Here is a 16,785-nt window from a genome sequence, read left to right on the forward strand (position 1 = left end):
CGTCACGCGGCACCATCGCGGTTTCGACCCGCCCGGTCTAAGTAGGGTGCGCCGCAGCCACACGAAGAGGCCACGATGTCGCCGACCGAGACGCACAGCGAAGAGACCCCCGCCACCCGCACGGAATCCGACACGTTCGGCCCTATCGAGGTTCCGGCGCATCGCTACTGGGGGGCTCAGACCCAGCGCTCGATCCAGAACTTCAAGATCGGCACCGAGCGGATGCCGGCGCCCCTCGTCCACGCGCTCGGCCTCGTCAAGCAGGCCGCCGCCCTGGTGAACCAGGATCTCGGCGGCCTCGACCCGAAGGTCGCCCAGGCCATCGCGGCGTCGGCCGCCGAGGTCGTCGCGGGCGAGCACGACCAGGAATTCCCCCTGGTGGTGTGGCAGACGGGGTCCGGCACCCAGTCCAACATGAATGCCAACGAGGTGATCGCCAGCCTCGCCAACGAGTTGCTGGGGGCTAAGCGCGGCGGCAAGTCGCCGGTGCACCCCAACGACCATTGCAACCGGGGCCAGTCGTCCAACGACGTGTTCCCCACCGCCATGCACATCGCGGTGTCGCGCGAGATCAACGACCGGCTGATGCCGGCCCTGAAGCACCTGCACGACGCCCTCGACGCCAAGGCGACGGCCTTCGCCGACATCGTCAAGATCGGCCGCACCCACCTGCAGGACGCGACGCCGGTGTCCCTCGGTCAGGAATTTTCGGGGTACGTCGCGCAGGTGGCTTTGGGCAGCGCCCGCGTCCAGGCGACCGTACCGGGCGTGCTGGCCCTGGCCCAGGGCGGCACCGCGGTCGGCACCGGCCTCAACGCGCACCCTGATTTCGCGGAGAAGTTCGCCGCCAAGGTCGCCGAGCTGACGGGCCTGCCGTTCACCTCGGCCGAGAACAAGTTCGAGGCGTTGGCCACCCACGACGCCCTGGTGTTCACCCAAGGGGCGCTGTCGGCGCTCGCCGCCGGCCTGTTCAAGATCGCGCAGGACATCCGCCTGCTGGCGTCCGGACCGCGCTCCGGCCTCGGTGAGCTGTCGCTGCCCGAGAACGAGCCCGGCTCCTCGATCATGCCCGGCAAGGTCAATCCGACCCAGTGCGAGGCGCTGACCATGGTCTGCGCCCAGGTGATCGGCAACGGCACCACCGTGAGCTTCGCCGGCAGCCAGGGCCATTTCGAGTTGAACGTGTTCAAGCCCGTCATCGCCAACGCGGTGCTGCAGTCGGTCCGGCTCCTCGCCGACGCGGCCGTGAGCTTCGCCGACAATTGCGTGGTGGGCATCAAGGCCAACGAAGACCGCATCGCCGACCTCATGAGCCGGTCGCTGATGCTGGTGACGGCGCTCGCCCCCTCCATCGGCTACGACAAGGCCGCCGAGATCGCGAAGACCGCGCACAAGAACGGCACCACCCTGAAGGAGGAGGCCCTGCGGCTCGGCTACGTCACGCAAGAGGAGTTCGAGCGCGTGGTGCGCCCGGAGACCATGCTGGCGCCCAGCGCCGACTGACGGGGACGCGCATGGCGGAGATCATCAACCTGCGCGACGTCCGCAAGGCGAAGGCGCGGTCCGAGAAGGAGGCGAAGGCGGCGGACAACCGCATCGCCTTCGGCCGCCCGAAGAAGGCCAGGACCCTGGCGGACGCCAAGAAGGCCATCGAGGTCTCGCGCCACGAGGGCCACAAGCTCATGGGGCCGGACTCGGAGTGAAGGGGCGCACCCCGTGACCGGCGGCATCACCAAGCGCTCGGTGATGATCGCCGGGCACCGCACCAGCGTGTCCCTGGAGGACCCGTTCTGGGACGCCCTGCGGGAGATCGCCGAAGCGCGTGGCAAGTCGGTGCAAGCCTTGATCGGCGAGATCGATGCGGGCCGGGACGGGCAGAACCTGTCGTCCGCGATCCGGGTGTTCGTGCTGGCGGCATTGCGTACGTCCGCGCCCGCCTGAGCCGCTCAGCGGCGAACGCCCAGGAGGCTGCGCGAGGCCGGCGCCCCGAACGTTCGGCGAAAGGCATTGGCGAAGTGGGCCTGATCGGCGAAGCCCGCCGCGTGGGCGGCGCCCGTGAAGTTCGCACCCGCCACGATGGTGGCGATGGCCCGCCGCATGCGGAGCCAGGCGCGGTAGCGCCGGAACGGCACGCCGATCTCTTGGGTGAACAGGTGCTGCAGCCGCGACGAGGACAGGCCCACGGAGCACGCCAGCGTGCCGGCCGACAGCTCGGGATGCGGGTGGGTCCCGAGGCGCGAGACGATTGTGGCGATGCGGCGGTCCAGGGTCTCGTCGGCACGCTGGAGGGAGAACCGTGCGAGATCGGCCAGAGCCTCGCCGGCCCAGGCGCAGGCTTCGCGATCCTCGTAGAGGCCCCGCAGGGCGTTGATCTCGCCGCCTGCCCCGACGCGAGCGCCCGCGATGGAGCATGCGCCCCGCATTAGACCCGTCAGGGCCTGCGGCGACACCTCGGGTTCGAGGTAGAGCACCGCCAGGGGGTCGCCGCCGCAATCGAGTTCGTGCGCCAGGCCGGCCGGCACGAAGGCGGTTCGGCAGGTGATCCAGTCCGTGTCCGGGAAGCGGATCCGGAAGCGACCGTAGAGCCCCGCGAGATAGACCGGCGCGCCGTGCTGGTGGCTGGCATTGTGGGCGAGCGGCCCGGCGAAGAACGTCTGCGGGCCCTCCACGTGCCAGAGCGGGCCGAGCGTAGCAGGTTCGTTCAAGCGCCGCCCTCCGTCACGATGCTAGCCCTGCCCTGCAGCCGGCGACCCGGGAACATCCTGGCGCATTGGGCCCGGCGGGGGAATGCCCATCATGACCGATCTCACCCGCCGCAGTCTCGCGGCCGCCACCCTCGCGTTGGCGCTGCCCGGCTCCGCCACAGCGCAGGTTTGCCCGGAGGATGCCCAGTCCGTGATTCACCGGATCCGGCTCGGGCATTTCACGGTGACGACACTGCTCGATGCGAGCGCGACGATCGACGGCCCCTGGCCCATCGTCGGGGAGGATCGCCCGCAAGCCGCGGTCGAGGCCCTGATGCGGGAGAATCGCCTGCGTCCGAACCGGTTCAAGCCCGGCTTCACCCCCACCCTGGTGCAGACCGGCCGTGAAACCATCCTGTTCGATACCGGCAACGGCGCGGTCGGGTTCGTGCCCAGGCCCGCCGGCGGGCAACTCGCCCACCTTCTGGCCCGCGCCGGCCTCGCACCGGACACCATCGACGTCGTCGTGCTGACCCACTGCCACACCGACCACATCGGCGGCCTCATGGAGGACGGGCGACCGGTCTTCACGCGGGCGCGCTACGTGGTCGGTGCCACCGAAGATTCGTTCTGGCGCGACGGGGCGCGCCTATCGGCGCCGGTGGAGAGCAACGAGGCCCGATCGGCCCGGGTGTTTCGCAGCCACCTGCTTCCCCTCGCCGACCGCACCCGCTTCGTGAAACCCGGCGATGCGGTGGCGCCTGGGATCACCGCCCTCGCGGCCTTCGGGCATACGCCGGGACATCTCGCCTTCCATCTGGAGAGCGCCGGCCAGCGCATGCTGGTCTGGGGGGATTGCGCCCACCACGAGGTCGCGTCCCTGGCCCACCCGGAGTGGCACGCCGTCTTCGACATGGACAAGGCGCAAGGGGCCGCCACGCGCCGGCACATCTACGACATGGCCGCCACGGACGGGATCCTCGTGTCGGCCTATCACGCCGCCTTCCCGTCGCTCGGCTACGTGGTGCGGCAGGGGAGCGGCTATCGCTGGATCCCCCTCACCGACCAACTCGATCCGTGAGCCGGGGCGTCAGGCCGACGCCAGCGCCGCCGGCTTCGGGCCCCCCGTGGCCCAGTCGAGCAACTCCACCGTGTGGACGATGGGGATGGCGGTGCCCTTCCCGATTTGCGTCGCGCAGCCGATGTTGCCCGTGGCGATGACGTCGGGGCGCAGGCGCTCGATGTTGGCGACCTTGCGGTCCCGGAGGCGGCCGGCGATCTCGGGCTGGAGGATGTTGTAGGTGCCGGCCGAGCCGCAGCAGATATGCCCCTCGGGTACGTCCTTCACGGCGAAGCCCGCACGCTTCAGGAGGTTCTTCGGCTCCGTGCGGATGCCCTGGCCGTGCTGCATCGAGCAGGCGGAGTGGTAGGCGACCACGAGGTCGCTCTCGATGAGCGTCGGCATCAGGCCGAGACCGGCCATGTACTCGGTCACGTCCTTGGCGATCCCTGAAACCCGCGCGGCCTTCTCGGCGTAGGCCGGGTCGTCGCGGAACATGAAGCCGTAATCCTTGATGGTGGTGCCGCAGCCCGACGCCGTGACCACGATGGCGTCGAGGCCGGCGCCGTCCATTTCGGCGATCCAGGCGTCGATGGTGCGTTTCGCCTGGGCATGGGACGCGTCCGCCTTGCCCATGTGGTGGGTGAGCGCGCCGCAGCAGCCCTCCCCCTTGGCCTGCACCACCTCGACGCCGTGGCGGGTCAGCAGCCGGATCGCCGCCTCGTTGAAGTCGGGCCGCAGGACGCTCTGGGCGCAGCCGCGCAGCAGCGCGACGCGGCCCGTGCGGGCCGGGGCCGTGGTGCCCTGAAGGGCGGCGCTGGCCTCCAGCGCACGGGTCTCAGCCGGAAAGGTGCCGGGCCGGTCGGTGCGGTTGCGGTTCGGCAATTCGGCCGGGGCGAGATCCAGCATGGCGGCAAGCCGGTTGCCGAGGCCGGGCACCCGCGCCACCAGGGGGCGGAACGGGCTCCCGAGCTTGGCGCCGAGCAAAGCCAGTCGGAAACGGTTGGGATAGGGCAGCACGAAGGCCAGCACCGCCCGGAGCGCCCGGTCCCCGAAGGGACGGGTGTAGGTTTCCTCGATATGCGCGCGGGCGTGATCGACGAGGTGCATGTAGTGCACACCCGAGGGGCAGGTCGTCATGCAGGACAGGCACGACAGGCAGCGGTCGATGTGCTTGACCACCTCCGGCACGGCGGGCTTGTTGCCCTCCAGCATGTCTTTGATGAGGTAGATGCGGCCGCGCGGACTGTCGAGCTCGTCGCCCAGCAGCAGGTAGGTCGGGCAGGTGGCGGTGCAGAAACCGCAATGGACGCAGGTCCGCAGGATCTTTTCCGAGGCCGCCATGGCGGGATCGGCGAGCTGCGTCAGGCTGAAACTGGTCTGCACGGCGTGTTCCTGAATCCACCCATCGCGGTGCCGCTTCACACCATCGGCATGGCGGCCCCGTCGTCTTCGCCCGTACCTTAGAGCGGAACGGAGGGTCTGCCGAGCCTTTGGAATCGCTCCAAACACTGGCAGGCCGGTTTTTGATAGCCGGAACCCAAGGCCGATGCCTGCGGGTAAGAATGTCGCGGCGACGTCAGATCTCCGCGTACATCCGGCCCGGATTGAACACGCCCATTGGGTCGTGCGCCGCCTTGAGACCCGCCGTGATCCGCATCAGCGGCTCGGACAGGGGCTCGAACACCGGCACGGCGGCGCGCACGGCGTCGGGCGCGCGTACCAGGGTGGCGTGGCCGCCCTGCGCCTTCACCGCCGCCCGCACGGTCGCGGCCCCGGCATCGCCCTCGGCCGCGGTCGCGAGCCAGATCAGGCCGCCGCCCCAATCGTAGAACCACCGCGCGTCGCGCTCCGCCGCGATGGCGGCTGCCAGGGCGGGGCCGCAGGTCGGGGCGGTGGAGAGACGCCAGATGGCGGCATCCGCCGGCTCGGCCAGGGGGGCGGCGTCGCGGATACCGGTCCACAGGGCGGTGCCGGTGTCGCCCTCGACGATCTCGGGCGCACCGAAGCGCTTGAGCAGCTTCGTCAGTTCACCGAGCCGATAGGCGACCGAATCCGAAAACCCCTCGACCCGCATGGCGGTGCGGGCTTCGGGGCCGCCGATACCGGCCGGCAGGTGGGCGGCGCCGGTGAGCTCGAACGGCGAGCCGAGGGCGGCCGAGAGGGCGGCGACGGCCCGGTCATCGTCGAGGCCTGCGAACACCAGGGTCGACACTCGCTCCTGCACCGGCAGCACCTTGAAGGTGACCTCCGTGAGCAGCCCGAGGGTGCCCCAGGCGCCGGCCACGAGCTTCACGAGATCGAGGCCGGTGACGTTCTTCATCACCCGACCGCCGGACTTGATGATCTCGCCGCGTCCGTTGACGAAGCGCACGCCGATGAGGCTGTCGCGGGCCGCCCCGGCATTGATCCGGCGGGGGCCGGAATTGTTCGTGGATGCCACCGCGCCGAAGCTTGGCGTGCCGTGCGTCCCCAACAGGCCGCGATGGTCCATGGGCTCGAAGGGCAGCATCTGGCCGCGCCCGGCGAGCAGGGCCTGCACCTCGGCGAGCGGTGTGCCGGCGAGCGCCGAGACCACCATCTCGGCCGGTTCGTAGAGGGTGATGCCCGACAATCCGGCGGTGGACAGCGTCGCCTCGTCCTCGGATGCGGGATTCCCGGCCGGGCGGCCGATCCCGGCCTTGGTGCCGCCGCCGACGAGGCGCAGGCGCTCCGTCCGGTCGGCGGCCGCGCGGACGATGTCCGCCGCCGCATCCGCGTCGTGAGGCTCGTATGACCGCATTGTTTCCCGCCCTGGCCGGGCGGCGCGCCCGGTCCGTCTTCGTGTTTTGTGCTCCGATCCTAATGAGAATCGTTCGCGATTGCATCCGGTCCGGTGCGTCCGGTTCCCGCTTTCGACGGTCCTGCGCGCCGCGCCGCCAAGCGGGCTGCGATGAGGGTGCGCAGGCCGGCGATGTCCAGGACCCAGGTGAACCCTCCGACGACGAGGAAGCCGAGGGGCAGGCTGACCGCGAGGGCCCGCACGGGCTCGAGATGGCGCAGGGGTACGAGGCACAGGGCCATGGCCGCACAGGCGATACCGGCCATCAGGAGATCGCGCCACGGCAGGCGCAGGCGCTCCGGCCCCGTGAGCGCCCGGAGCGCCAGGAACCCGGTGGCGGCGGCGAGACCCGCCGTCTGCGCCGCCGCGATGCCTTCCGGTCCCATGAGCGGCGGCAGCAGCCACAGGCCGAGGGCGTCGACGGCGAGGCCCACCAGGGCGGCGGCGATCACCGGCAGGGTCCTGCGGCGGATCTGGAAGATCGGATTGAGGGCGAAGTTCATCATCGCGAGGCAGAAGAAGCCCGGGATCATCAGCCCGGCATAGCTCGCGAATGGGCCGCGATAGGCCTCCGGCACCACCAGGGCCTGGAGGGCGGGAAGGATCGCCCAGAACCCGACGGCGCAGGGCAGCAGCAGGGCGACCACCACGCCGACGTTGCGCCCGACCTGGGCCTCGGCGGCCGCGCGGCCCTCCTCCTCCTCGACGCGCACGGCGAGCTGGAACAGCAGGAGGTCGAGGGCGGTGCCCAGCGTGCCGATGCTGCGCGTGGTGACGTCGGCCGCGAGGGCGAAGTAGCCGGCCTCGGCCAGCCCGGCCTGGGCCGCGATGGTGCCGCGATTGAGGAACGGCAGCAGCTGATAGATGGCGTTGGCGGCGATCAAGGGCAGGCCGTAGGCGAGGAACAGCCGCCAGGTCTCGGCGAGGCGCACGCGCAGGCGCGGGCTCACGGGATCGCGCATGGGCCGCCATAGGATCGCGGCGGCGAGGAACTGGCTCAGGCCCGCCGCGGCGAGCACCCAGGCCGGCTGGGGCAGGAGCCACGCCGTGCCGGCCATGAGCACGAAGGCCAAGGCGTTCTTGATCGCCACCAGCCGGAAGTAGAGGCCACCGTCGAAGCGGGCGCGGGCGAGCGCCGCGTGGTAGTCGAACACTCCGATCCCGAGGGCGGCCACGCCCGCGCCCGCCGTGATGGCCGCGCGGCTCTCGGGCCCCGCCTCCACGCCGAATCCGGCGCAGACCAGGGCGGCGGCGAGGAGCCCGGCGCCGAGTACGACGTAGGCCCGGTCGAGACCCTGGCGGATCCACGGCTCCTGATCGCGGACGCGGGCCGAGTAGAACCGCGTCGCCGACAGGCGCAGCCATTCGAACAGCACCGTGTTGGCCACGATGGCGCCGGCGGTGGCCAGCGCGAACAGACCGAAATCCGCCGGGCCCAGCAGCTTCGCGATGAGCAGGCCGAGCACGAAGTTCAGCCCGGCGTTGAGGACGAAGGCGCAGATCACGGCCATGGCGGGAACGGGCAGCCTTGCGCCGAGCGGGGCGCTCGCGCCTTTGGCTGGACCCTAAGCGGAGGTGCGCAAAGAATCCGTCAACCGCCCGGCGTGACGATCCTCAGAACCACCCCCGCATGCGGAAGAACACGATCGGCACGAGGGCGCTGAGAACCACGAGGGCGAGGCCGTAGGGATATCCGTAGGCCCAATCGAGTTCGGGCATGTGCTTGAAATTCATGCCGTAGAGTGAGGTCACGAGGGTCGGCGGAATGCCCACGACCGAGACCACGGTCAGCACCCGGAAGGTGTTGTTCTGCTCCATGTTGATGAGGCCGAGGGTGGCGTCGAGGAGGAACTGGACGTTCTCCGATTGACGGATCTCGAACTCGTCGAGGGAGGCGATGTCCCGTCGCACGGCCTCGAAGCGCGGCACCTGCTCGGCGCCGAGCAGGTGCTCGCACTCGTTTGCGACGAAGGGGACGATGCGTTCGAGACCCAGCAGGCTGGACCGGATCTTGCCGAGCGCCTTGCCGCGCCGGCCGATGCCGCGCAGGATCCGGCGGAGCGCCAGATCGCGCCGTCGCGGCGTCTGGGTCTTGAGCTTGTCGTCGCTGGCGGGCGCGCCGCCCCGCACGTCGAAGTCGAAGATCCGGGTCGAGAGGGCATCGAGATCGGCGCCCATGTCCTCCAGGGAATCGGCGAGGCTGTCGACCAACTCCTCCATGAGCAGGAGGAAGATCTCCGTGCTCGTGGTGGACGGGCCGTCGCCCTCGGCGATGCGCTTCTTCACCTCCGCGAACGCGCGCAGATCGTGGAACCGCACGGTTACGAGGTGGTCCTTGGTCAGGACGAACCCCAGGGGCTTCAACAACGAATCGACCTTGTCGAAGGTGATCATCGGCGTCGACAGCGAGAAGCCGTTCTTGAGACGCCGCAGCCGGCTCGAATTCTCCACCTCGCTGAGGGCTTTTCGCGATGGGACGCGGATGCCCGTCGCGTCCTCGATGCGCTGCGCCTCCTCGGCACTCGGGTCGTCGAGGTCGATCCACACCGTGGCGGCAGGCATCGGTCCGGCGCCGTCGGTGGCGGGGGACCCGACCGCACCCTGTGGTCCATGAAGGCTGATCATCGGGGATGATTGGTCCGTGGCGGAGCGGATCGGGAGAGAATTGCCGTCGCGCAACCGTCGCGCCGACCTGCGACAGTCTTGACTCACGCAAGGCATGCGCCTACCTCCGCGGCATCGTTGGCACTCACCGATCGAGAGTGCTAACGGCCTGGGTTGAGCGCGCTGCCGCGCCGCATCAACGCCATCCATGAATTTAGAGCAAGAGGGCAGCTCATGAAGTTCCGTCCGCTGCACGACCGTGTCGTCGTTCGCCGTATCGAAGGCGAAGAGAAGACCAAGGGGGGCATCATCATCCCCGACACCGCCAAGGAGAAGCCGCAAGAGGGCGAGATCGTCGCCGTCGGCCCCGGCGCCCGCGACGAGGCCGGCCGCATCAATCCCCTCGACGTCAAGGCCGGCGATCGCGTGCTGTTCGGCAAGTGGTCCGGCACCGAGGTCAAGATCGACGGTCAAGATCTCCTGATCATGAAGGAATCCGACATCATGGGCGTCGTCGCCTGAACGGTGATCTGCCCTCTTCCTTCGTCCCCCTACCCGAGCCCTTTGAGCGCGCTTCTACTCTGAGCGCCTCGGGGCTTCCCACCGCATGAGGATTTGAACATGGCAGCGAAAGAAGTCCGTTTCGGCTCCGACGCCCGCGAGAAGATGCTGCGCGGCGTCGATATCCTGGCCGACGCAGTGAAGGTGACCCTCGGCCCCAAGGGTCGTAACGTCGTCATCGAGAAGAGCTTCGGCGCTCCCCGCATCACCAAGGACGGCGTCACCGTCGCCAAGGAGATCGAGCTCGCCGACAAGTTCGAGAACATGGGCGCCCAGATGGTGCGCGAAGTGGCCTCGAAGACCAACGACATCGCGGGCGACGGCACCACCACCGCCACCGTCCTGGCCCAGGCCATCGTCCGTGAAGGCGCCAAGTACGTCGCCGCCGGCATGAACCCGATGGACCTGAAGCGCGGCATCGACCTCGCCACCACCGCCGCCGTGAAGGACATCACGGGCCGCGCCAAGAAGGTCGCCTCGTCCGAGGAAGTCGCCCAGGTCGGCACCATCTCGGCCAATGGCGACAAGGAAATCGGCGAGATGATCGCCCACGCCATGCAGAAGGTCGGCAACGAGGGTGTCATCACCGTCGAGGAGGCCAAGACAGCCGAGACCGAGCTCGACGTCGTCGAGGGCATGCAGTTCGACCGCGGCTACCTCTCCCCGTACTTCATCACGAACGCGGAGAAGATGGTCGCCGAGCTCGAGGACCCCTACATCCTCATCCACGAGAAGAAGCTCTCGTCGCTCCAGGCGATGCTGCCGGTTCTCGAGGCCGTGGTGCAGACGGGCAAGCCCCTCGTCATCATCGCCGAGGACATCGAGGGCGAGGCGCTCGCCACCCTCGTGGTGAACAAGCTGCGCGGCGGCCTCAAGGTCGCGGCTGTCAAGGCTCCGGGCTTCGGCGATCGCCGCAAGGCCATGCTCGAGGACATCGCGATCCTGACCCAGGGTCAGATGATCGCCGAGGACCTCGGCATCAAGCTCGAGAACGTCACCCTGCCGATGCTCGGCCGCGCCAAGCGCATCCGCATCGAGAAGGAGACCACCACGATCATCGACGGTCTCGGCGAGAAGTCGGACATCGAGGCCCGCGTCGCCCAGATCAAGGCGCAGATCGAGGAGACCACCTCGGACTACGACCGTGAGAAGCTCCAGGAGCGTCTGGCCAAGCTCGCCGGCGGCGTCGCGGTCATCCGCGTCGGCGGCGCGACCGAGGTCGAGGTCAAGGAGAAGAAGGACCGCGTCGACGACGCGCTCAACGCCACCCGCGCTGCGGTGGAAGAGGGCATCGTCCCGGGCGGCGGCACCGCCCTCCTCCGCGCCCGCGAGGCCGTCCGCGCCCTCAAGAGCGACAACCCGGACGTCCAGGCCGGCATCAAGATCGTGCTGAAGGCCCTCGAGGCGCCGATCCGTCAGATCGCCGCCAACTCCGGCGTCGAAGGCTCCATCGTCGTCGGCAAGATCACCGACAACACCTCTTCGATCACCTACGGCTTCAACGCCCAGACCGAAGAGTACGTGGACATGATCCAGGCCGGCATCGTCGACCCGGCCAAGGTCGTGCGGACCGCCCTGCAGGATGCCTCCTCCATCGCCGGCCTGCTGGTGACCACGGAAGCCATGATCGCCGATGCTCCGAAGAAGGACAGCGCCGGCGGCGGTATGCCGGGCGGCGGCGGCATGGGCGGCGGCATGGGCGGCATGGACTTCTAAAAGTCCGAGCGTCTTGAGCCGAACTTGATAGAGGGGGTCGCCGAGAGGCGGCCCCTTTTTCGTGGCCGAGAGCGTGGGACACGCCCTCGGCAGTCTCGGGCGTCGCCACTCCGCGTCCACGCCGGGAGCATGGCGATCGCGGGGCGACGTCGGCTGTCGTATCGCCGATCCCCCCTACCCATGAAAATGGCCCGGATCGCCCTGAAGCGGTCCGAGCCAGGAAGACGATGTCCGATGCGACCGGTGTCCGGCCGCCCGGGTTTCAGCGCCCAAAGATGCCCTTCAGGAACTGCGCCGTCCGGTTGCGCTTCTTCTTGCGCTCGAGTTCGGCCGCGTCCTTGACCCAGGCGACCTGTACCACCCGGCGTTCGCCCTCGAACGGCTCGTGGCCGTGCCAGGAATTGTCGGACCGCAGGAAGGCGAACATCGTGCCCATGGTGGGCGGCACCTCGACGGCGAAGGGTTCGTAGTTCCGGCCGTCGTAGAGCACCCGCAGGCGCCCGGCGGCGGGCGCGTCCCAGGCATCGTTCATGTAGATCAGCATCGTCATCACCTTCGACGGCCCGTCGGTGTGGATCGATCCGTATTTCGGCTGGCTCTTCTTCATGATGGTGGTGAGGCGCGGGCACGAGACGAGGTCGATACCGAACTTCTCGCCCATGATGCGGGAGAACTCGTCGCTCTCCAATTCGTCGATGAGCGCCTTGAACCGGCCCTTGAGCGCCACCTCGTCCACGGTGAGGTAACCCGGCTTGGCAATCGCCGGGAAGTCCTGCCGGATTTCGTCGATGGCCGCGCGGTCGAGGACGTCGTTGCCGAGGAAGAACGTGTAGGGCTCGCGCGACACGGGCGCGGCGCGCACGGCTTCGAGGTTGAGGATCGAAAGTCCCGACATGGCTGCCTCTGTACCCGTTCCGTCCGATGATCGGCGCGCGCTCCGGCGCAACAGCGGTGGATAGAGCGCCCGATTGCGGCAACCGGACGGCAAGACGGGGCGCGGCCCTTTTCGCGCCCGGCGGAAACTGCCATGCTTGGGCTCAGCAAATCACCGGAACGGCGCCCCGCCATCGTGACGAGATGTTTCGCCCTCGCCCTCTGCGTCGTCCTGGCGACGCCGGCGAGCGCCCAGACCACCGGGACGACCGCCCGCATGGCCTGCGCCGACGCCATGGCGCTGGTGAAGCGCCAGGGGGCGATCCTCCTCGACACCGGTAACCAGACCTTCCAGCGCTTCGTGCGCGACCGCAGCTTCTGCGAGCTCTCGGAGATCGCCGACCTGCGCTTCATGCCGACCCGCGACAACCCGGAATGCCCCATCGGCTATCGCTGCCGCGAGCCGGGCTACGGCGACTGGGATTGGCAATAGAACACGCGGGCCAGGATTTTCGTCCGCTCAGGCACCCGTCCGGCCACGATCTCGCCACGACCCGCCGTCACTCCCGGGCTCCGGCATGCCGCGGAAGCGGTGCCTCGACGATCAGCACGGGGAGAAGACGCACGTGGCCGTATTGAGGACGGGCCTCGGCCTGCAAGCCGCCGTGACGGCGCTGTTCGCCCTCGTCCTGCTGGCATTTCCCGGCGACGCCGCACCGCCCCTCTACGTGTCCCTGAGCGGGCTCGCCATGGCGGGCATCCTGCTCGCCTCCGGCAAGATCTCGGCCTACCTGAAGATCTTCATCTCGGTCTACGGCGTCGGCTATCTCCTGTTCTCCGGGGCCAAGCTGCTGGCGGCCTTGGGCGCGCTGCCCCCGACGCTCGCCGCCCTGCTGCCGCCGGCCTTCGCCGCCACGGGTGCCGTGGTGTTCGCCGCCATCGTGCTCGGCATCTCGCACCTGAAGCCGATTCGGGCGATCACCCTCATTGCCGATCCCTACTTCGCGAACCGTGACGAGCCGACCCGCGAGATCGGCCTGTTCCGCTGGTTCGGCCGGACGGAGGGCAAGATCGGTCAGCGCCTCGTCGCGCTGTCGATCTTCGTCAGCTTCGCCGATGTCGCCCTGACCTTGCGGTTCAACTTCTGGTACCGCGATCTCTACAACGCGATCCAGGAATACAATCTCGACGTTTTCTGGTACCAGATCCTGTGGGTCTTCGTGCCCCTCGCGATCCTCAACGTCTGCATCGGCATGTTCGACCTGTTCGTCGACCAGTCCCTGCACATCCGCTGGCGCACGTGGCTGACCCGGAGCTTCTACCAGCGCTGGCTCGGGGACGGCACGCATTACCGCATTCCCTTCACGGACGAGCACGCCGACAACCCGGATCAGCGCATCCAGGCCGACGTCAACGCCTTCATCTCGCAGACGGCGAGCCTGTCGATCCGGCTGCTGTCGCAGGCGGCCCAGCTCGTCTCGTTCATGGTCATCCTGTGGACCCTGTCGCGGGATTTCGTGCTGCCGTTCACCGACACGGTGGTGCCGGGCTTCCTCGTCTGGGCCGTGATCACCTACGCGGTCGTCGGCACCTGGCTCGCCCACCTCATCGGCCGCCCGCTCATCGGCCTCGATTTCCGCCAGGAGCGGGTGGAGGCGGATTTCCGGTTCTCGCTCGCCCGCAGCCGCATCTACGGCGAGCAGATCGCGCTCCTGCGCGGCGAGCGCGCCGAGACCGTGCGCCTCCGGTCGCTGTTCGACGAGATCATCGCGAACTACGTGCAGATCATCTTCCGGCGCATCAAGCTCATCGCCTTCTCGTTCGGCTATTCCCAGGCGAGCACCATGGTGCCGCTCGTCATCGCCGCACCCTCGTACTTCGCGAAGAAGCTCAGCTTCGGCGCCCTGCAGCAGACCGTGAACGCCTTCAGCAACGTGCAGTCGTCGCTGTCGTTCTTCATCAGCGCCTACACCACCATCGCGGCCTACAAGGCCAACACCAACCGCCTGTCGTCGTTCAAGCGGGCGATGACCAAGGCCGAGGCCATGGCGGGCGCCGGCTACGGTCTGGCCCAGTCCGACGCCTCGGGCCGCGACGTCACTGCCGAGAACATCACCCTCGCCCTGCCGGACGGCCGCGAGATCGTCAGTGCCGATCGGTTCACCCTCACGCGGGGCGGCGCCACCCTGGTCACCGGTCCGTCGGGCTCCGGCAAGTCGACCCTGTTCCGGGCCATCGCCGGCATCTGGCCGTTCGGCAAGGGGCGCATCGCGGTGCCGCCGGGTCAGTCGGCCCTGGTGCTGCCGCAGCGGCCCTACATTCCGCTCGGTACCCTGCGGGGCGCAGTGGTCTATCCGGCCACCACCGACCAGTTCTCGGACGAGGCGATCCGCGAGGCCCTGGTGGCGGCGCAGCTGCCGCAGCTGGCCGACCGCCTCGACGAGGTCGATGCCTGGGACCAGCGCCTTTCGGGCGGCGAGCAGCAGCGCCTGGCCATCGCCCGCGCGGTGCTGGCGAAACCCCAGTGGCTGTTCCTCGACGAGTCCACCGCCGCCCTCGACGAGCCGAGCGAGGCCGCCCTGTACCGCATGCTGCGCGAGCGCCTCCCGGAGACCACCATCGTCTCCATCGGCCACCGCTCGACCCTGCACGTCCTGCACGACCGGCGCATCGACATGAAGCCCGGCCCCGACGGACGCTTCGTACCGACGCCCGTGGCGGCCGGGTAAGTCGAACCTACCGCAGGAAACTCACGGCGATGGGCGCGAGCATCGCCGTGAGGAAGGCGTTGAGCCCAAGCGCGATGCCCGCGAAGGCGCCCGCAACCACATCGACCTGGAAGGCGCGGGCCGTGCCGACGCCGTGGGCGGCGAGGCCGGCCGCGAAGCCCCGCGCCCGCATGTCGCGGATGCGCAGGATGTTCATGAGGGGCGTGACCAGGATGCCCCCCGTCATGCCGGTGAGCATGACGATGACGGCGGCGAGCGTCGGATCGCCGCCGAGGGTCTGGGCGATACCCATTGCGACGCCGGTGGTTACGGATTTCGGCGCCAGGGACACGATGACGTCGCGCGGCACCCCGAGGAGATGCCCGAGGGTGAGGGCCGACGACAGGGCGACCACGGAGCCGACGACGAGGGCGGCCAGCATCGGCGCGAGCGCCCGCAGGACCGTGGCGCGGTACTCGTAGAGCGGGAACGCCAGTGCGACGGTGGCCGGCCCGAGGAGGAAATGCACGAACTGCGCGCCCTCGAAGTACGACGCGTAGGGCGTGCGCGTCACCTCCAGCACCGCGGCCGTGATCGCGATGGCGACCAGCACCGGGTTCGCCAGCGGGTGGCGGTTCGTCGCCGTGGCGATCCGGTCGGCGACCGCGTAGGCGACCAGGGTCACGGTGAGCCACAGGAGCGGGGTGCGCGACAGGTAGACCCAGACGGCGAAATCGCCGGTCATGCCCCCTCGCCCGCGCGCAGCCAGCGCGACACGGCGACGAAGGTGAGGGCCGTCGCCGCGAGCGTCGTCACGGTCGAGACCACCACGATGACGGCGAGCGCCGCCCCGTGCACCGCGAGCACATCGAGCCGCCCGACGATGCCGGCACCCGCCGGCACGAACATGAGGGAGAGGTTGGCGAGAAGGCCGCGCCCCGCCCCCTCGAGCTGCCCGTTCACAAGGGGCGGCGGCAGGATACGGGCGGCGGCACGGGCGTAGCGGTCGCGCACCACGAGGAACACCAGGAGCAGCGCCATCCCGATCACCGGCCCCGGCACCGGGATTCCGGAGGCGCGGGCCAGGGCCTCGCCGAGAAGCTGCGCCGCGAGGATCAGCGTCAGACCGATGATCATGGGCGGACCCGGTGCTACGGAACGGTCGCCAGGGGATCGCCGGCGCGGGCGTGCACGATGCCGGCCTCGTCGATCCCGAGGAGCCCGCCGAGACGCCAGACCAGGGCCTCCTCGAACTCGTGGACGTCGCCATCCGCCCCGGCCACCGACCACGCCATGGCAAGGAGGCGCGCCTTCTGTTCCCGACCGGCCTCGTGGCCGATCATCTCCACCAGGGCCGCCATGTCCCGGGTCTGGGCGTCGAAGGCGGCCGCCCGCGCGATCAGGGCTTGTGCCTCGGCCCGCGTCTGCGCGAAGCGCCCTTCGACGAGATGCGCGAGGCGCTCGGTTTCCTCCGGGGCCAGGATGCCATCGGCGCGCGCGACATGGACGAGGAGGGCGATGGCCGCGAGGCGCTCGTCGGCCCCTTCCGCGGCATCGGCGGGCTGCCCGAGCCCGAAGGCGTCGGCGGCATAGGCACGCAGGCGGGCGATGAGCGACATGACGATCCTTCGGACACGATGCGCCACCCTTCGAGGTCGCCTCCGCCCCCGTCAAGCAACGCCGCTCCCCCGGACGACGATGCCGCCCCACCGTGGCACCCCTGCATCGCGTCGCGGCGCAATGCGCCATGCGGGACGG

17 protein-coding genes are annotated in these 16,785 nt (G+C 69.4%); 8 read left to right on the forward strand and 9 right to left on the reverse strand.

Translation table 11 applies throughout. The features are described 5' to 3' along the window. The first annotated feature begins 75 nt into the window (after positions 1-75). The 3 genes from fumC to ASF27_RS20205 are packed head-to-tail and all read left to right on the forward strand — an operon-like array spanning position 76 to position 1,941. The gene (fumC, locus tag ASF27_RS20195) at positions 76-1,503 is read left to right on the forward strand and encodes a class II fumarate hydratase (RefSeq protein WP_056362934.1); all 1,428 of its coding nucleotides are present in this window, start codon (positions 76-78) and stop codon (positions 1,501-1,503) included. Between the two features lie 11 nt (positions 1,504-1,514). Beyond that, positions 1,515-1,703 carry a DUF4169 family protein gene (locus tag ASF27_RS20200; RefSeq protein WP_056362937.1) on the forward strand — a complete coding sequence of 63 codons (189 nt, stop codon included), beginning with the start codon at positions 1,515-1,517 and terminating at the stop codon, positions 1,701-1,703. A gap of 13 nt (positions 1,704-1,716) precedes the next feature. Beyond that, positions 1,717-1,941: a ribbon-helix-helix domain-containing protein gene (locus ASF27_RS20205; protein WP_056362940.1), complete on the forward strand. Its 225-nt coding sequence runs from the start codon at positions 1,717-1,719 to the stop codon at positions 1,939-1,941. Positions 1,942-1,946: 5 nt separating this feature from the next. Here the strand turns inward: ASF27_RS20205 and ASF27_RS20210 are convergent, their stop codons facing one another. Further along, entirely contained in the window at positions 1,947-2,705 is a 759-nt protein-coding gene (locus ASF27_RS20210; protein WP_056362942.1) for an AraC family transcriptional regulator, read from the reverse strand. Positions 2,706-2,796: 91 nt separating this feature from the next. Between ASF27_RS20210 and ASF27_RS20215 the strand changes: the two genes are divergently transcribed. Beyond that, a complete protein-coding gene (locus ASF27_RS20215) occupies positions 2,797-3,765 on the forward strand; it encodes an MBL fold metallo-hydrolase (protein ID WP_082479400.1) in 969 nt (322 codons plus the stop codon). A gap of 9 nt (positions 3,766-3,774) precedes the next feature. Here ASF27_RS20215 and ASF27_RS20220 read toward each other — a convergent pair whose 3' ends face one another. The 4 genes from ASF27_RS20220 to ASF27_RS20235 form a co-directional block, all read right to left on the reverse strand. Continuing rightward, positions 3,775-5,130: a heterodisulfide reductase-related iron-sulfur binding cluster gene (locus tag ASF27_RS20220; RefSeq protein ID WP_056362945.1), complete on the reverse strand. Its 1,356-nt coding sequence runs from the start codon at positions 5,128-5,130 to the stop codon at positions 3,775-3,777. A 193-nt stretch (positions 5,131-5,323) separates the two neighbouring features. Next, positions 5,324-6,526, reverse strand: a complete 1,203-nt coding sequence (locus tag ASF27_RS20225; protein ID WP_056362948.1) for an FAD-binding protein — start codon at positions 6,524-6,526, stop codon at positions 5,324-5,326. Between the two features lie 59 nt (positions 6,527-6,585). Then, entirely contained in the window at positions 6,586-8,076 is a 1,491-nt protein-coding gene (locus ASF27_RS20230; protein WP_056362951.1) for a lipopolysaccharide biosynthesis protein, read from the reverse strand. A 103-nt stretch (positions 8,077-8,179) separates the two neighbouring features. Further along, entirely contained in the window at positions 8,180-9,190 is a 1,011-nt protein-coding gene (locus ASF27_RS20235) for a magnesium transporter CorA family protein (protein ID WP_056174448.1), read from the reverse strand. A 213-nt stretch (positions 9,191-9,403) separates the two neighbouring features. Here ASF27_RS20235 and groES point away from each other — a divergent pair, with 213 nt between their 5' ends. Beyond that, positions 9,404-9,691 carry a co-chaperone GroES gene (gene groES / locus ASF27_RS20240; RefSeq protein WP_056094907.1) on the forward strand — a complete coding sequence of 96 codons (288 nt, stop codon included), beginning with the start codon at positions 9,404-9,406 and terminating at the stop codon, positions 9,689-9,691. Between the two features lie 99 nt (positions 9,692-9,790). Continuing rightward, a complete protein-coding gene (groL, locus tag ASF27_RS20245) occupies positions 9,791-11,446 on the forward strand; it encodes a chaperonin GroEL (protein ID WP_056362955.1) in 1,656 nt (551 codons plus the stop codon). A gap of 262 nt (positions 11,447-11,708) precedes the next feature. On the opposite strand, the gene ASF27_RS20250 is transcribed toward groL, so the two are convergent. Further along, complete coding sequence (locus tag ASF27_RS20250) at positions 11,709-12,341, reverse strand: 2OG-Fe(II) oxygenase (protein WP_056174444.1); 633 nt, start codon at positions 12,339-12,341, stop codon at positions 11,709-11,711. A 132-nt stretch (positions 12,342-12,473) separates the two neighbouring features. On the opposite strand from ASF27_RS20250, the gene ASF27_RS20255 reads away from it, so the two are divergent. Both ASF27_RS20255 and ASF27_RS20260 read left to right on the forward strand, forming a co-directional pair. Further along, positions 12,474-12,812, forward strand: coding sequence for a hypothetical protein (locus tag ASF27_RS20255; protein WP_056362958.1), 339 nt, complete (start codon positions 12,474-12,476; stop codon positions 12,810-12,812). A gap of 133 nt (positions 12,813-12,945) precedes the next feature. Then, complete coding sequence (locus ASF27_RS20260; protein WP_056363148.1) at positions 12,946-15,048, forward strand: ABC transporter ATP-binding protein/permease; 2,103 nt, start codon at positions 12,946-12,948, stop codon at positions 15,046-15,048. Positions 15,049-15,055: 7 nt separating this feature from the next. On the opposite strand, the gene ASF27_RS20265 is transcribed toward ASF27_RS20260, so the two are convergent. From ASF27_RS20265 to ASF27_RS20275, 3 genes are read right to left on the reverse strand one after another with little or no spacing between them, the layout of a single operon-like run. Beyond that, positions 15,056-15,772, reverse strand: a complete 717-nt coding sequence (locus tag ASF27_RS20265) for an LrgB family protein (RefSeq protein ID WP_056362961.1) — start codon at positions 15,770-15,772, stop codon at positions 15,056-15,058. Continuing rightward, the gene (locus ASF27_RS20270; RefSeq protein WP_056268499.1) at positions 15,769-16,164 is read right to left on the reverse strand and encodes a CidA/LrgA family protein; all 396 of its coding nucleotides are present in this window, start codon (positions 16,162-16,164) and stop codon (positions 15,769-15,771) included. The genes ASF27_RS20265 and ASF27_RS20270 overlap by 4 nt, the downstream gene beginning before the upstream one ends. Before the next feature lie 14 nt (positions 16,165-16,178). Next, complete coding sequence (locus ASF27_RS20275; protein WP_056362964.1) at positions 16,179-16,646, reverse strand: TerB family tellurite resistance protein; 468 nt, start codon at positions 16,644-16,646, stop codon at positions 16,179-16,181. Positions 16,647-16,785 lie beyond the last annotated feature (139 nt).

The organism is Methylobacterium sp. Leaf102 (genome assembly GCF_001422425.1).
Lineage (GTDB): Bacteria > Pseudomonadota > Alphaproteobacteria > Rhizobiales > Beijerinckiaceae > Methylobacterium.

Coding starts and splice junctions, on each gene's coding strand:
- fumC (WP_056362934.1), top strand. CDS start 76: ATGTCGCCGACCGAGACGCACAGCGAAGAGACCCCCGCCACCCGCACG.
- ASF27_RS20200 (WP_056362937.1), top strand. CDS start 1,515: ATGGCGGAGATCATCAACCTGCGCGACGTCCGCAAGGCGAAGGCGCGG.
- ASF27_RS20215 (WP_082479400.1), top strand. CDS start 2,797: ATGACCGATCTCACCCGCCGCAGTCTCGCGGCCGCCACCCTCGCGTTG.
- ASF27_RS20225 (WP_056362948.1), bottom strand. CDS start 6,526: ATGCGGTCATACGAGCCTCACGACGCGGATGCGGCGGCGGACATCGTC.
- ASF27_RS20230 (WP_056362951.1), bottom strand. CDS start 8,076: ATGGCCGTGATCTGCGCCTTCGTCCTCAACGCCGGGCTGAACTTCGTG.
- ASF27_RS20235 (WP_056174448.1), bottom strand. CDS start 9,190: ATGATCAGCCTTCATGGACCACAGGGTGCGGTCGGGTCCCCCGCCACC.
- groES (WP_056094907.1), top strand. CDS start 9,404: ATGAAGTTCCGTCCGCTGCACGACCGTGTCGTCGTTCGCCGTATCGAA.
- groL (WP_056362955.1), top strand. CDS start 9,791: ATGGCAGCGAAAGAAGTCCGTTTCGGCTCCGACGCCCGCGAGAAGATG.
- ASF27_RS20250 (WP_056174444.1), bottom strand. CDS start 12,341: ATGTCGGGACTTTCGATCCTCAACCTCGAAGCCGTGCGCGCCGCGCCC.
- ASF27_RS20255 (WP_056362958.1), top strand. CDS start 12,474: ATGCTTGGGCTCAGCAAATCACCGGAACGGCGCCCCGCCATCGTGACG.
- ASF27_RS20265 (WP_056362961.1), bottom strand. CDS start 15,772: ATGACCGGCGATTTCGCCGTCTGGGTCTACCTGTCGCGCACCCCGCTC.
- ASF27_RS20270 (WP_056268499.1), bottom strand. CDS start 16,164: ATGATCATCGGTCTGACGCTGATCCTCGCGGCGCAGCTTCTCGGCGAG.
- ASF27_RS20275 (WP_056362964.1), bottom strand. CDS start 16,646: ATGTCGCTCATCGCCCGCCTGCGTGCCTATGCCGCCGACGCCTTCGGG.